This is a genomic window from Solibacillus cecembensis, assembly GCF_050272495.1.
Lineage (GTDB): Bacteria > Bacillota > Bacilli > Bacillales_A > Planococcaceae > Solibacillus > Solibacillus cecembensis.
Genome location: NZ_JBNNMF010000011.1, coordinates 65,522 through 79,133 on the forward strand (window position 1 = coordinate 65,522; position 13,612 = coordinate 79,133).

Annotated in this window: 12 protein-coding genes and 1 riboswitch; of the genes, 9 read left to right on the forward strand and 3 right to left on the reverse strand. The window is 36.2% G+C overall.

All coding sequences use genetic code 11. The annotated features are described in order from the left end of the window. Positions 1-101: 101 nt before the first annotated feature. Complete coding sequence (locus ACQKIH_RS11390; RefSeq protein WP_427766058.1) at positions 102-878, forward strand: LamB/YcsF family protein; 777 nt, start codon at positions 102-104, stop codon at positions 876-878. Next, complete coding sequence (locus ACQKIH_RS11395; RefSeq protein WP_152982947.1) at positions 868-2,121, forward strand: NRAMP family divalent metal transporter; 1,254 nt, start codon at positions 868-870, stop codon at positions 2,119-2,121. The genes ACQKIH_RS11390 and ACQKIH_RS11395 overlap by 11 nt, the downstream gene beginning before the upstream one ends. Before the next feature lie 156 nt (positions 2,122-2,277). Here the strand turns inward: ACQKIH_RS11395 and ACQKIH_RS11400 are convergent, their stop codons facing one another. After that, positions 2,278-3,162, reverse strand: a complete 885-nt coding sequence (locus ACQKIH_RS11400; protein WP_427766062.1) for a patatin-like phospholipase family protein — start codon at positions 3,160-3,162, stop codon at positions 2,278-2,280. A 179-nt stretch (positions 3,163-3,341) separates the two neighbouring features. After that, positions 3,342-3,770, reverse strand: a complete 429-nt coding sequence (locus tag ACQKIH_RS11405; RefSeq protein ID WP_427766064.1) for a MarR family winged helix-turn-helix transcriptional regulator — start codon at positions 3,768-3,770, stop codon at positions 3,342-3,344. Between the two features lie 119 nt (positions 3,771-3,889). Between ACQKIH_RS11405 and ACQKIH_RS11410 the strand changes: the two genes are divergently transcribed. The 4 genes from ACQKIH_RS11410 (at position 3,890) to ACQKIH_RS11425 (ending at position 7,540) form a co-directional block, all read left to right on the forward strand. Next, positions 3,890-4,477, forward strand: coding sequence for an NAD(P)H-dependent oxidoreductase (locus ACQKIH_RS11410; protein ID WP_427766067.1), 588 nt, complete (start codon positions 3,890-3,892; stop codon positions 4,475-4,477). Between the two features lie 621 nt (positions 4,478-5,098). After that, a riboswitch (cyclic di-GMP riboswitch) is annotated at positions 5,099-5,185 on the forward strand. Positions 5,186-5,314: 129 nt separating this feature from the next. Further along, positions 5,315-5,689, forward strand: coding sequence for a hypothetical protein (locus ACQKIH_RS11415; protein ID WP_427766069.1), 375 nt, complete (start codon positions 5,315-5,317; stop codon positions 5,687-5,689). 43 nt (positions 5,690-5,732) lie between these two features. Continuing rightward, a complete protein-coding gene (locus ACQKIH_RS11420; RefSeq protein WP_427766071.1) occupies positions 5,733-6,446 on the forward strand; it encodes a hypothetical protein in 714 nt (237 codons plus the stop codon). 41 nt (positions 6,447-6,487) lie between these two features. Continuing rightward, positions 6,488-7,540: a methyl-accepting chemotaxis protein gene (locus ACQKIH_RS11425; RefSeq protein ID WP_427766074.1), complete on the forward strand. Its 1,053-nt coding sequence runs from the start codon at positions 6,488-6,490 to the stop codon at positions 7,538-7,540. A 500-nt stretch (positions 7,541-8,040) separates the two neighbouring features. Here ACQKIH_RS11425 and hpaB read toward each other — a convergent pair whose 3' ends face one another. Continuing rightward, entirely contained in the window at positions 8,041-9,492 is a 1,452-nt protein-coding gene (gene hpaB, locus ACQKIH_RS11430) for a 4-hydroxyphenylacetate 3-monooxygenase, oxygenase component (RefSeq protein WP_427766077.1), read from the reverse strand. Positions 9,493-9,948: 456 nt separating this feature from the next. Between hpaB and ACQKIH_RS11435 the strand changes: the two genes are divergently transcribed. From ACQKIH_RS11435 to ACQKIH_RS11445, 3 genes are all read left to right on the forward strand, one after another. Continuing rightward, positions 9,949-10,515, forward strand: a complete 567-nt coding sequence (locus ACQKIH_RS11435; RefSeq protein WP_057984684.1) for a DUF4256 domain-containing protein — start codon at positions 9,949-9,951, stop codon at positions 10,513-10,515. A 141-nt stretch (positions 10,516-10,656) separates the two neighbouring features. Further along, the gene (locus ACQKIH_RS11440) at positions 10,657-11,934 is read left to right on the forward strand and encodes an MFS transporter (protein WP_057984681.1); all 1,278 of its coding nucleotides are present in this window, start codon (positions 10,657-10,659) and stop codon (positions 11,932-11,934) included. Positions 11,935-12,018: 84 nt separating this feature from the next. Next, entirely contained in the window at positions 12,019-13,563 is a 1,545-nt protein-coding gene (locus tag ACQKIH_RS11445; RefSeq protein ID WP_427766080.1) for a catalase, read from the forward strand. Positions 13,564-13,612 lie beyond the last annotated feature (49 nt).

The window sequence follows — 13,612 nt, forward strand, 5'->3', positions numbered from 1 at the left end:
AATTTTTTTACATTTCAAAACTCAAGTTCCGAATATCGGTACCAAATAATTGGAAACGCATTCATTATCGTGCGGAACTGAAAAGAAAGTGGGGCAAGAAGATGTTTCGTGTTGATTTAAACTGTGATTTAGGAGAAAGTTTTGGTCGCTATCAGCTTGGTGAGCAAGAGGAAATTTTAAAATATGTAACATCTGCTAATATTGCTTGCGGTTTTCACGGTGGAGATCCAACAGTTATGCGTGAAACCGTTAAGTTAGCGATTGGATATGGTGTGAAGATTGGGGCACACCCAGGATTACCAGATTTAAATGGCTTTGGGCGACGTGAGATGAATATTACGCCGCAAGAAGCTTATGATATGGTCGTGTATCAAGTAGGCGCATTACAAGGTTTTTTAACAATTCATAATGAACCGATGCAGCATGTGAAGCCACATGGAGCACTTTATAATATGGCGGCTAAAGATCCAGCAATTGCCGACGCCATCGCACAAGCTGTGTATGATATTTCACCATCAATTGTGTTATTCGGTCTAGCGGGTAGCGAATTAACGAAAGCTGGTGAAAAGATTGGACTTCAAACAGCGCATGAAGTGTTTGCAGATCGTACTTATCAGCAAGATGGTTCGTTAACTTCTCGTAAACAATTTGATGCATTGATTACGGATAACGAACAAGCTGTCGGGCAAGTAGTGAAAATGGTGAAAGAAGGAAAAGTACTGTCGCAGCAGCAAATTGAATTCTCCTTACGAGCAGATACGGTTTGTATTCATGGAGACGGAAAACATGCGGTACAGTTTGCGAAAGAAATTCATGCAAATTTAATGGAACAACAAATTGTAATATGTGCAATCAAGGAGGAACTAAATGGAAGCTAATAAAATCAAAGTAAATAAAGAAGAACTTGAGCAAAAGAATAAAAGTAAGTTTGTGAAAAAAACAGCTAGTAAAAGTGTGTTACTAGGTGCAGCGTTCTTAATGGCTACGTCATCTATCGGACCTGGATTTTTAACACAAACAACGATATTTACACAGCAATTAGCTGCTAGTTTTGGATTTGTTATTTTAATCTCTTTAATTTTAGATATTGTCGCACAAGTAAATGTATGGCGAATTATCGCTGTTTCTGGGTTACGAGGGCAAGAGATTGCCAATAAGGTATTGCCAGGGTTAGGTGTTGTTCTTGCCATCATGATCGTTATTGGCGGTTTAGCATTTAATATTGGGAACGTTGCTGGGGCAGGTCTAGGTTTAAATGCCATGCTTGGTTTAGATCCAATTACCGGCGCAATTTTAAGTGCACTATTTGCCGTTTTTATCTTTCTCTATAAAGAAGCTGGGAAGATAATGGATAAGGTAGCGCAAATGGCTGGTGGTATCATGATTTTACTTATGCTATTTGTTGCTTTTAAAACGTCACCTCCTGTAGGGGAAGCGATTGTGAGTACTATTATGCCTCAAGAAATTAGCTTGTTTGCAATTGTAACTTTGGTTGGTGGATCAGTTGGCGGATATATCATATTTGCTGGTGGTCACCGTCTTTTAGATGCTGGCATTAAAGGAGTAGAATCTTTACCGGCAGTAACAAAAAGTTCTGTAACTGGGATTGTAATTACAGGTGTGATGCGAATTGCATTATTCTTAGCAGTTCTTGGTGTTGTTTCACAAGGTTTAGCAATCGATCCTGCTAATCCACCTGCATCTGTATTCCAACTTGCTGCTGGTGATATTGGTTACCGCATGTTTGGTATGATAATGTGGGCTGCAGCGATTACTTCTATTGTAGGTGCTGCTTATACATCGGTTTCTTTTATTCGTTCATTCCATCCAAAGATTGAAAAATATCATAATTGGGTGATTATCACATTTATCCTTGTTTCAACAACAACATTTGCCTTCATCGGACAGCCTGTTAATGTGTTAATTATCGTTGGAGCAATAAATGCAATGATTTTACCATTAGCACTTAGTATTATGTTAATTGCGGCACATAAAAAAGACATTGTGGGTACATATAAGCACCCTCGCTGGTTAACTGTGACGGGTGTAATGGTAATTGTTCTTATGGGCTATTTAAGCGTCATCACACTGATGGAACAAATGCAGAAGTTATTTGGTTAATCAAACTATCATCCGTGAGCGTCTTTAATATAGATTGGTTTGGCCTGTATAATTAATTTGTGGCTTGCAAATTAGAAATTGCAACAATATCCTAAATGAAAACGACGAGTAACTATTCATAATAGCTGCTCGTCGTTTTGCAATTATTCTCAAACTTCACCAAATTGGTGACCATGTTTTTAAAAATTGAATGGTCCGTTCTCTACCAATGCTAATTAATTTTTTCTTCGTTTCTTCATCCATATCAAATTGCGTGGCACTATAATTTTCAACCGGAATAAAAATAATATTCTTCTCATGCCTTCGTGAAATATAGCGATTGTCATGTGCATCTTTCATTGTTGAAAACAGCGCTTCAAATAGCTGAATGGCATTATTGATTTTATGTGGTGCCATCTCTTCGTTGGAACTACTTAATTTCATACCGAGAACAGGTCGCACTTGCTTGTGATTATCATAAAGCCAAAGTGGGAAGTTGCTCAGTACTCCACCGTCCACAATGACGCATTTTTCCTTACCATTTTTTAAATAAACGGGTTCAAAGAAAAACGGTATACCACAGCTCATGCGTAACGCACGGGAAATCGGAAATGTACTGCCATCAATGCCATAATCCTTTAAATCATCTGGCAAGACTACAATTTTACCGTTTGTTAAATCGGAAGCAACGAGCTTTAATGAACCTTTTGGTAAATCACCAAAGGATCGTATCCCTTTAGTTGCTAATTTTTGATAAAGCCATTTTTCTAACGCCTTACCTCGGTACATTCCAAGTCGCATATATAAATTAATCCATTTTAAAAACGGCATGTTCATCCAAAACTTTGGTGGGTCGAGTAATACTTTCAAGTTGAGCTCATCAAAAATTTCCTCTAGCTCTTTGGCATTAAAACCCGCTGCGATAAAAGCTGCCAAAATAGCGCCAGCACTAGTACCAGCTACACGCCTAAATTGTATTCCGCGTTGCTCTAATACTTGTATTGCTCCTACATAAGCAAAACCTTTAATGCCACCGCCAGAGAACACCCCATCAACAATCATTTGTTCTCTCCTTTAATGCTTTTATACACTGTAAGAGTAAAAGGGAGAAATTAGAACTAAAAATCGACAAGTTTCCATCTATCAAATAATCCTCGCGATGCTCCGTTATTTAAAAAGTGAATTTGTTTTAAATAATCAACATTCATTTGATGGAGCATTTATTCTAGAATTTATTGCTTTTAATAAAACAATTTTGTCTGAAGAATTTCTAGTGCTCGGTCTATTTCCTTTAAATCTTCTTTCGATGCATTTTGTATTCGAGCTTGGAAACGATATTCTATAGTTGCAAAGGCTTCTTTCATCATAGTTTCACCTTCATTAGAAAGACGTATATAGTGCTTTCGTCGATCCCCCAAATCCCCAATTTTCTCAATTAATCCTTTTTCAATTAGCTTTCGGAGTTCACGACTAGTATTAGGCATAGACATATGTAGACAATCACTAATCTCGCTTGGTGTCACAGACTGACTGACTGTGACATATTCAAGAATATTATATTGAATGGGTGTGATTGAATCCGCCTTGGCGTTTTGTGATAATTCCTGTGTCACACGATGAACGGAAGTTGTAAATGACACAAGTTTAGTAAAAAGGGCATTTTCGTCCATTTCTCTCACCTCTTACTGACAAGATAGCAAAGATATTATCAGAATACAATTATCATTTGACAACTAAAAATATAGAGTGGTAAACTTTAGTTATCAAATGATAACTAAAGGGGTGCTTTATGAAAACGCTAGTTGTTTATACATATCCAAATCATAAAAGCTTAAATTATACTTTTTTACAGCAAGTCATTAAAGGGAGTAATGAAAATCCTAACATTAAGGAATTACAAGTTTTAGATTTATATGAGGAGGATTTTAATCCGGTCCTCGTCTTTAATGCACATAAACGAAGACGTGATATGCATACAGATCCGTACCTTGAAAAGTATAGAGATCAAATTAAATGGGCGGATAAAATTGTTTTTATTTACCCAATTTGGTGGGGAAGACCTCCAGCGATGCTTATGGGATACATAGATCAATTATTTGCTTCTAATTTTGCTTACAAGGATAAGAAAGGGCTTTTCCCAGAAGGGCTTTTGAAAGGCAAGTCCGTTGTATGTGTATCGACTATGAAGGGCCCCACATACTATCCGTTTCTCTGGTTGAATAACGCGCATAAAGTTTTGATGAAAAGAGCTTTATTTAATTTTGTAGGTATTAAGAAAATTAAGTTCTTTGAATTTGGCAATATGGAAAGTTCAAAGGGGAACCAAATAAAGAAATTAGATAAAATTTATGATTACTTTAAAAAAGTGGGTAATTAAGTAAAGCGATTGCAACTTTTAAAGGGTTAAAAATGAAACTGTATTTAGTTAAATTACGGAGAACTGTATCATAAGTGCAGCTAATAATAATTGTTTAAGTGGTCAAATAAAAATTCTTTTTCGAGTTAAAGACCTTGAATTATTCATGATACACAAAAAAAGACCCGGAAATTAAATTCCGGGTTTGATTAGCACTTACATTGAAAACTCCATGACACACTGCCTCGCTTTCGCATTGAATCTTAAGAATGTCCTAAGAAAACGTTGCTTAGCTGCACTCAGTATTGATGGTCCTTCTGAGTTATTGATCATTCGCACTCATCGGGTTAACCCTCCTAGTCATTTAGATTCGAAGTGAAATCTTTAATAGTATGGAGCATTTTTTAATTTTTATACATGAGTCAGTAATTATTTTTTCAGCTAGTGCTTAATGCTGATACGAAAGAAGGAGACATACTGAATGAATCTAATCAGATTAACCAAATAATTCTAATCATTTCCAAAAAGAACTTGAGTTAATACAATATCTTTTAGAAAAAAGTACTATCGTTGAAAAAACCAAACGAGTAATTTATACTGTTATAGTGACATGAATATGTGATGTTTTGCTTAGAATCCCTTAAAATGAAAAGGCAAACTTATCGAAAGGTAAGGACGCAAAGCTACGAGTCTAAAATCCCATTGGATCAAGACAGTCGGGTTGCCAAGAAAAGAAGTGGTTATTTTGCTACCCCAATTTTTCGTTGGGGTAGTTTTTTATTTGAAAGAAATGCTGTAACGAACAAAGGTGTACATTATCTAGTAGCTAAAATATGGTTATGAAGAAGGAGATTTAAAATGATAGTTGTTGATGAGCCAAAATATAAAATGGCAATATATGAAGCAAAGAAAGAAGTACATGTTCAAATAATTGGGTTTATTAAAGATGATCTTGTTGAAGGCTATTTAAATCATTTGGACAAAACAAGTGGAATGGTACAGAAAAAGAATTATCGATTAGTTGTTGATGCAACCCACCAATCACCGCTTCCTTCAAAAGTTGCGGCAGGACTAGGAGATACATTCATGTTTTACGCGTCTCTTGGATTTAATGATATTGCCATTGTAAGTTCTAAATCTAAAATTTCAGCAGTACAAATTCGAAATGCACTAGAGACAGTTAATTTCCCTGGAAGACTAGTCAATCATGTTTCTGAAACAACTTCACGCTAATTTCAAAATAAACAGCTTTAAATTAGAGAGGAATAATATCACGATGCAAACAACAGCAGATTTATATACAATTGAAATCCTTACAAAAGATCAACCAGAATTAATTGAAAAGGCCGCAGCATGTTTAGCTAAGACTTTTGTTGGGGTAGAAGTTGGTGGGACGTGGATACAAGAGCCAATAATCGGATACGCATTACAATTACCTTATGAAGATTGGTATCAGTTTACGAAGGAATATATCGAGACATATGCTCACCAAGGTTACTGTGCTGTAGCGTTAGATAACGAACAAAATGTTCTAGGTGCACTAGTTGGGGATACAAATGCTTTTGAAATTATTGAAGAGGATATTTTTGAAGGCACGTTTGCTGATATGAACGTTGTCATGCGTGTGTTAGCGGATATCGATCAACGTTTCTTAGATGATTATAAAAAACGTAACGGAAAAGACTTGGAAGATGGGGAAGCATTACATATCTTTTTACTAGGCATCATTGCAGAACATAGCCGTCATGAAATTGTACAAAGCTTAGGTGATGTTTTATTAAACAAGGCAAGAGAAGAAGGGTTAAAACTTGTACTAGCTGAAGCGACAAATCCAAAATCAATTCGCGTGCTGGAGAAGTATCATGGCCTAACGAAATATGTAGATGTTGAAGGGAATTATATTGTTCATAAATATGAGGACAATGAAAAACTAAGCAAAATTCCAGCGACTATAGCTGATGGAATTTATATAGTTGTAAAGGATTTATAAGAATTCATTATAAAATAAATTAGAAGATTAGGAGATTAATCATGGAAATTATAATGATAGGAATTATTATCATTTTATTGTGTACCTCTCTGTATTTTTCGTACCAATATTTTACGCTTAAACGCCAATCTCATATAAATAATGAGGTTACAAGTGAAATGACCGGACATTCTTCAAGTGAAGTAAAAGAGCAAATTCAGTTGTTTGCCAAAATCATGAATGAAAAAGGCGAAAAGCTGACTGAACAAGGAGAATACGCAGCTGAAAAGGCTGATATTGTAAGGGCTGCAATAGATGAAGTAGGTAAAGGATTAAAAAAACAATTAATCGCTACTGAAGAAAGTTCTACTTCAATTGAGGATATGACAGTGGCCATTGAAGAGCTATCTATAAGGTCAAACCAAATTTCAGAACAATCGAATACGACGTTAGAATTGACGCAAGATGGTAACGATAAGTTAAAAGATTCGATGGTTAAAATGGAGAAGTTTAATCAAACAATCAATACAACATCTGGTGCGATTAATATTCTTGGTGAAAGATCACACGAAATTGGCAAGATTGTTAAAGTAATTACGGGGATTTCAGAGCAAATCAATTTATTAGCATTGAACGCAGCGATTGAAGCGGCTCGTGCAGGTGAACACGGTAAAGGGTTTGCTGTAGTTGCTGGTGAAGTTCGTAAATTAGCTGAACAATCACGTCAATCATCTTCTGAAGTATCGAATATTGTAAGGAACATTCAAGAAGAGACAGATAAAGTTGTCATTTCAATGAAGCTAGGTACGGAAGAATTTGCACAAACGAACACAACAATTTTAGAAATTGGGACGATGTTTGAACAGATTGTAGAAATTACAAAAGTAATTGCTGAAAATAATGCGAATTCATCTGCAAGTACAGAAGAATTATCTTCAGGCTCTCAGCAAATTTCAGCGGCAATGCAAGAGATTTCTTTCATATCTCGAGAATCAGTTGAAATGTTTGAAGAGCTAGTTGGAATTAGCGATGATGAATTAAGAACAATGGAAGCTTTAGTTCGAGAAGCAAAAAGTATTACAGAATTAAAAAACAACAAAAAATTTTTTCATTGATTCAAGATTTTGAAACTATCAAGAATTTATAGATGTACATATAATGAATCTGAATCCAGAAATTAAAAATTTCATTAAAGATAGAGTATATATGAACATAAATTGAAGTAGCAGAGAATTGCTATTACATCTAAATATTATAAATTTGTTTTCCATCAACACTTACCACACGAAGAAGTAGTTGTTAAATTAACATTGGAATAATTTAAACTTTTATAGCACCAAATTCAGTATGAGCTTCTTCTGAATTTGGTGCTAATTATTTTTGAACTTTTTTTTGAAATTGGGGCTATGCTTTCTTCTTTAAAGTATAGGTTAGCGACTTTAGGTCATTCATTAATTTTGAACAACTAGAGGAACGATTACTCGAATAATTTAAGAATACCAGGTACTTTACCTAAAAGAGTAGCCCATGGCAATAAAAAATTACACATGGGCTATAGGGAAAGACTATTTTTTATTCGAGTACATCTCAAGATTGTGTAAATATTAGATTTCAATTAATCATTCTTTTTAAGATTTAAGAAATTATTAATTACCTCGACATATTCCTTTTTGGGGTAAGTTTTATATAAATCACTGGATAAGCGAATTGGATCACCAAAAAAATACCTCTCATATTGCATTTGTCTCGTTCCGAATGAACTCATCGTTAAATCCCAGGCTAATCGGAATATTTTCATTCGTTCCTCTGCTGTTTTATTTGCTCCTTGAAGATATTGATCTAAATCTGCTCTAATAGCAGATTGAAATGCCTTTTCCGTTGGCAATGTTATCATACCGCTGGCGCCAATTAACTGGATAATTTCAATGAAACGTGGATAAATTTTCGGGAAAATGTTACCGGCAACCTTCAGTGATAAAATATCAGGACGCATATAACCCCATTCATCTAGAGCTGCGTCATTCTCCGATTTTTCTAACAGCGCCTTCATTGTTTCTAAACCAATGATGATTTCCGACATCTTTTCTTGTATATGTTGATACTCACTAACGTTTATCGTTTCTATAAGAAGCTCAGCAATACCTAGAATAAATTCTGTTTTTACTATTTGTCTAGTCAATACTTGATGTTTAGCAAAATGGTGAAAAGAGCTTTGAATTGGAAATTTTTCAGCTACTTCATCGTTTTTATAATAAAATACTCGCTCCCACGGAACTAATACATTGTCAAAGACGACAATTGAATCTATCTCTTCGTACCTTGAGCTTAACGGATGATTAAAGGAAGAATCTCCTCCAATAAATGTATCCCTACAAATGAATTTTAACCCTTTCGTATTCGAGGGGATGGCAAATGCAAAAGCTTCATCTTCATTAAAAAGAAAGCTACCAACACTAAATACAAATAACTCATCGGTTAAACCACCTTGTGTAGCTAGAAGACGTGCACCTTTTATCACGATTCCTTCTTCATTTTTAGCAATAACCTTTGCTGCGATTGGCTCTTCCGTATCTTCAATATAAATTTGAGAGCGATTCACTTGTGGTGCTATAAATGTATGTGTAAGCGATAAATCATTTTCTCTGGCCAATTCAAAAAATGCTTGCAGATTATCTGGGAAACAGTTCTCTTTATCCTTTAATAAGGATACTGAAGAGGCAAAGCTCATTAAAACAGTGTTTAAATAGTCGGGGCTTCTTCCTAAAATACCACCAGTATACCTTGCCCAATGTTCCATCATCTTTCGTCTTTTCAATAAATCTTCTTTCGTTTTTGGTTGTAAATAGGAAAGCCCAATTGGTTCACCTGATAACGGTGATATAAAAGTCATTTCATCTTTTATGTTTGGGTCATGTTGCAAATCATAAAGAGAAGCTTTTGTCTGAATAAGTCCTTTAAAAGTTTGATGTTCAGACAGCAAACCTTCAACTTTGCTACCGTCAAACCAAATTTCATTATTTAACTGATTTAATCGGTTAATAAAATCTTCCCCATTAATAGCCCCCATGTGTCGACTCCTTTATGAACTAGTATAAAACGGGTATATGCAACTGTAAGTTCCAAATAAAAAAAGTACTACTCATATTTACATATATATACGCAATATATGCAAATATTGTAACTAAATTAACATGGTATGAAATTAAATCGCAGTTATTTGGATGGTGGCGGTAGTTTAATTCCTCGTGCACCTATTCCAACTATATTTTTGATTTAAGCTTTATAAGACTAAATTGTTGCGTACACATAATAAAACTTTCTAGATTATCTTTGCTAAAAATGTTAAAGTCGGAATGAAATCGATGTTAAAAGATAATGTATTTATAAGCAGAACCTAGTTCAATTGCACTTAGAAAGAAACATTATGCGAATATGATGAAAACGTATGTTATAGGATTACTGAATACGCAAGATCAGACAAGGGAGTAAAAAATATTTATATATATATTTTTGGAGGTTTAGTATGGAAAACAATATGATGACATTATCACCGGTGCAACAGGAAGAATTACTTACCCTATTGAAAGACCGTTTTAAAAAAAATATGAATCGTCATCCAGAGCTTGAATGGACAAACATTCAAGAAAAGCTAGAAGCGAATCCTGATAAACTATGGTCTCTTTTCGAGATGGAAAGAACTGAAGGCGAACCCGATGTGGTTTCTTTTGATGAACAAACAAGTCAATATATTTTTTGTGATTGTTCAAAGGAAAGCCCTAAAGGTCGTAGAAGTGTTTGTTATGACCGAGAAGCGCTAGAATCAAGAAAACAACATAAACCCCAAACGAGTGCTATCGATATGGCAAGGGACATGGGTATTAAGATGTTAACAGAAGAACAATACCGAGAGTTACAAAATCTCGGGAATTTTGATATGAAAACATCAAGCTGGGTAGAAACACCATCCGATATTAGAAAACTAGGTGGCGCAATCTTCTGTGACCGTCGCTATGACAAAGTTTTTGTATACCATAATGGAGCAGATTCCTACTATGCTGCGAGGGGCTTTCGTGGAGCGCTAAAAGTATAAAGATTTGCATTTATGGTCGGCGGTTAAGTTCATCAATATTGAAAAGGGGGTGTCCAAAAATTAATTGGGCATCCCCTTTCGTATACATTTACTGGGCAACTTCATATACATATTGTAAAAGCTAATAGGGAGTGGGGCACATTGGACAAACGAAATAGCAAATACAGATGGATTGTATTTGTCACGGTTTTATTTTCTTATTTGTTAATGGCGAGCCAACGAACTGCTCCAGGACTAATTACAGAACAGCTGATGCGAGATTTTCATGTGACAGCATCAACGATTGGGCTATTGACGAGTATCCAATTTTTAGTGTATACGAGTTTGCAAATTCCGATGGGGATTTTGGCCGATCGTTATGGTCCAAACTTATTTCTCATTGTGGGAGCCACACTTACAGGTTTAGGAACAATTATTTATAGTTTAGGGACACATGAAATCGTTTTGTTTTTAGCTAGAATACTTACAGCTGTTGGGGATGCTACCATTTGGGTGAATATGGTGCTCATTTTGGCAAGTTGGTTTCATAAAAGGGAGTTTGTTCGATTAATTGGTTTTGCAGGTATGACAGGTAGTCTTGGTTTCTTACTAGCAACCGTACCTTTCTCTGCATGGATACAGTTGCTTGGTTGGAGGACGGCATTTTTCTCTGCGGGCTTATTATTATGTTTATGTGGCGTGCTGCTCTATTTTGTACTTGTCAAAAAAACAAAGCAAATTTTTATAGAGGAACCGGTAATTATAGTTGAAGATATTCAACGCGAAAAAATGGCTGTTATACTCCGAAGAATTTTTTCGAGTCGGCAAGCATGGGCTCTATTTTTTTGTCATTTTGGTGTAGTCGGTGGTTATGTTGGGTTTATTAGTTCGTGGGCAGTACCATACGGGATGAATATGTATGACATGACACGTTCGGAAGCCAGTCAGCTCATTATGATCGGTTTGATTGGCGCGTTAATTGGAGCGCCCCTATCAAGCTGGATTTCTAGCCGATTAGAAATGATAAAGCGACCGTATATTGTTGTACAAATTGCGGTATTAATTGGGTGGTTTACATTTCTGTTATGTAAAGGGCAGCCTTCGCTTTACTTGCTCATTACTCTTTTCTTCATTATTGGTATTGGCTACGGGGCGAGTGCACTAACTTTTGCAGCTGTACGTCAATCATTCCCGCTAAAAGATTCTGGTATTGTTTCAGGATTTGCCAATACGGGTGGCTTTTTAAGTGCGGTATTATTGCCGATTATTTTTGGCTATATATTAGATTATTTTCAAGCTACTTCAGGTAATGTTGAAAATGGCTATTACTATGGTTTCATCGCACCCGTTATTTTTTCTGTTTTAGGCTTAGTTGGTGTATTTTTTATAAAAGAAAATCATCAAGGGGCACAAGAGAATACGAATATCCATAGTTCATAGTTATAGGTTAAAAATACAAATGAAGCCATACTGTATAGCCCCCTCCCAAATTGCCCATGCTAACTAAAAAGGGAGTGAGTGAGCATGGAAGAGGAAATTTTAACGAATGGGCAAGGACATCCGATAACAAACAATCAGCAACTTAGATCTGTTGGTGATAGAGGTCCTGCTACACTAGAAAATTACGATTTTATTGAAAAGATTAGTCACTTTGACAGAGAGCGTATCCCAGAGCGTGTTGTTCATGCGCGTGGTGCGGGGGCCCATGGTTTTTTTGAGGCTTATGGGGCAGTTGAAGGCGAGCCAATTGCTAACTTTACGAGAGCTAAGTTATTTCAAGAAAAAGGCAAGAAAACGCCTGTTTTTGTACGATTTTCAAGTGTGATACATGGTGGGCATTCACCAGAAACGTTACGTGATCCGCGCGGTTTTGCGGTGAAGTTTTATACGGAAGATGGCAACTGGGATTTAGTCGGAAATAATTTAAAAATCTTTTTCATTCGAGATGCGATGAAGTTTCCAGATATGATTCATGCGTTTAAGCCAGACCCAATTACGAACCGACAAGATGCAGAACGCTTTTTTGATTTTTGTGCAGCCTCGCCAGAAAGTTTCCATATGGTGACGCTCGTTTATTCACCATGGGGAATTCCTGCCAATTATCGTATGATGCAAGGTTCAGGAGTGAATACGTATAAATGGGTCAATGCTAAAGGAGAAGCGGTACTTGTCAAATATCATTGGGAACCAAAACAGGGCATCCGCAATTTAACGCAGCAACAAGCACAGGAAATTCAAGGTAAAAACTTTAATCATGCCACGCAAGATTTATTTGATGCGATTGAACAAGGGGAGTATCCAGAGTGGGAGTTATTTGTTCAGATAATGGAAGATGGTCCGCATCCGGAGCTCGATTTTGATCCGCTTGATGATACGAAACTTTGGCCGAAAGAGCAATTTCCTTGGCAAGCAGTTGGCAAAATGACTTTAAACAAAAATCCCGAAGACTATTTTGCAGAAGTAGAACAAGTGGCATTTGGGACGGGGGTTCTTGTAGATGGGCTCGACTTTTCCGATGACAAAATGTTACAAGGTCGTACATTTAGTTATTCGGATACGCAACGACACCGCGTAGGGACGAATTATTTACAATTACCTATCAATGCACCGAAAAAACATGTTGCGACAAATCAACGTGGAGGACAAATGCAATACAACATACAAAAAAACGGAAATCCACATATTAATTATGAACCATCTTTGTTAGGTGGACTGAAAGAAGCAAAGCAAGCTGGCAAGGAATATACACCATTTGTTGAAGGGAATCTCGTACGTGCACCACTTGGCCGAACGAATGACACGAAACAAGCAGGAGAAACGTATCGAGAGTTTGAAAAGTGGGAGCAGGATGATTTAATTTTGAATTTAACGACCGATTTAGCAAAATGTGCCCCAGCAATTCAAGAAACAATGATTCGTTATGCCGAGCAAGCAGATGCTGAGTATGGTAGACGGTTACGAGAGAATTTGAAAACAAGTAGTGAAAATGCAGGACCACTTGGCAATGCAACAAGTGATGAAGGTGTTCAGCAAGCAATTGACGAAAGTAAAGAAACCGACCCACTGTAAAAAATCCAATAGTGCAAGCTAACATTCACAGCATAACCTCTGTTATAAT

Bases quoted from the DNA above. Each gene is read 5' to 3' on its own strand.
- ACQKIH_RS11415 (WP_427766069.1), top strand. From the start codon at position 5,315: ATGATAGTTGTTGATGAGCCAAAATATAAAATGGCAATATATGAAGCA.
- hpaB (WP_427766077.1), bottom strand. From the start codon at position 9,492: ATGGGGGCTATTAATGGGGAAGATTTTATTAACCGATTAAATCAGTTA.
- ACQKIH_RS11445 (WP_427766080.1), top strand. From the start codon at position 12,019: ATGGAAGAGGAAATTTTAACGAATGGGCAAGGACATCCGATAACAAAC.
- ACQKIH_RS11425 (WP_427766074.1), top strand. From the start codon at position 6,488: ATGGAAATTATAATGATAGGAATTATTATCATTTTATTGTGTACCTCT.
- ACQKIH_RS11410 (WP_427766067.1), top strand. From the start codon at position 3,890: ATGAAAACGCTAGTTGTTTATACATATCCAAATCATAAAAGCTTAAAT.
- ACQKIH_RS11435 (WP_057984684.1), top strand. From the start codon at position 9,949: ATGGAAAACAATATGATGACATTATCACCGGTGCAACAGGAAGAATTA.
- ACQKIH_RS11420 (WP_427766071.1), top strand. From the start codon at position 5,733: ATGCAAACAACAGCAGATTTATATACAATTGAAATCCTTACAAAAGAT.
- ACQKIH_RS11395 (WP_152982947.1), top strand. From the start codon at position 868: ATGGAAGCTAATAAAATCAAAGTAAATAAAGAAGAACTTGAGCAAAAG.
- ACQKIH_RS11405 (WP_427766064.1), bottom strand. From the start codon at position 3,770: ATGGACGAAAATGCCCTTTTTACTAAACTTGTGTCATTTACAACTTCC.
- ACQKIH_RS11400 (WP_427766062.1), bottom strand. From the start codon at position 3,162: ATGATTGTTGATGGGGTGTTCTCTGGCGGTGGCATTAAAGGTTTTGCT.
- ACQKIH_RS11390 (WP_427766058.1), top strand. From the start codon at position 102: ATGTTTCGTGTTGATTTAAACTGTGATTTAGGAGAAAGTTTTGGTCGC.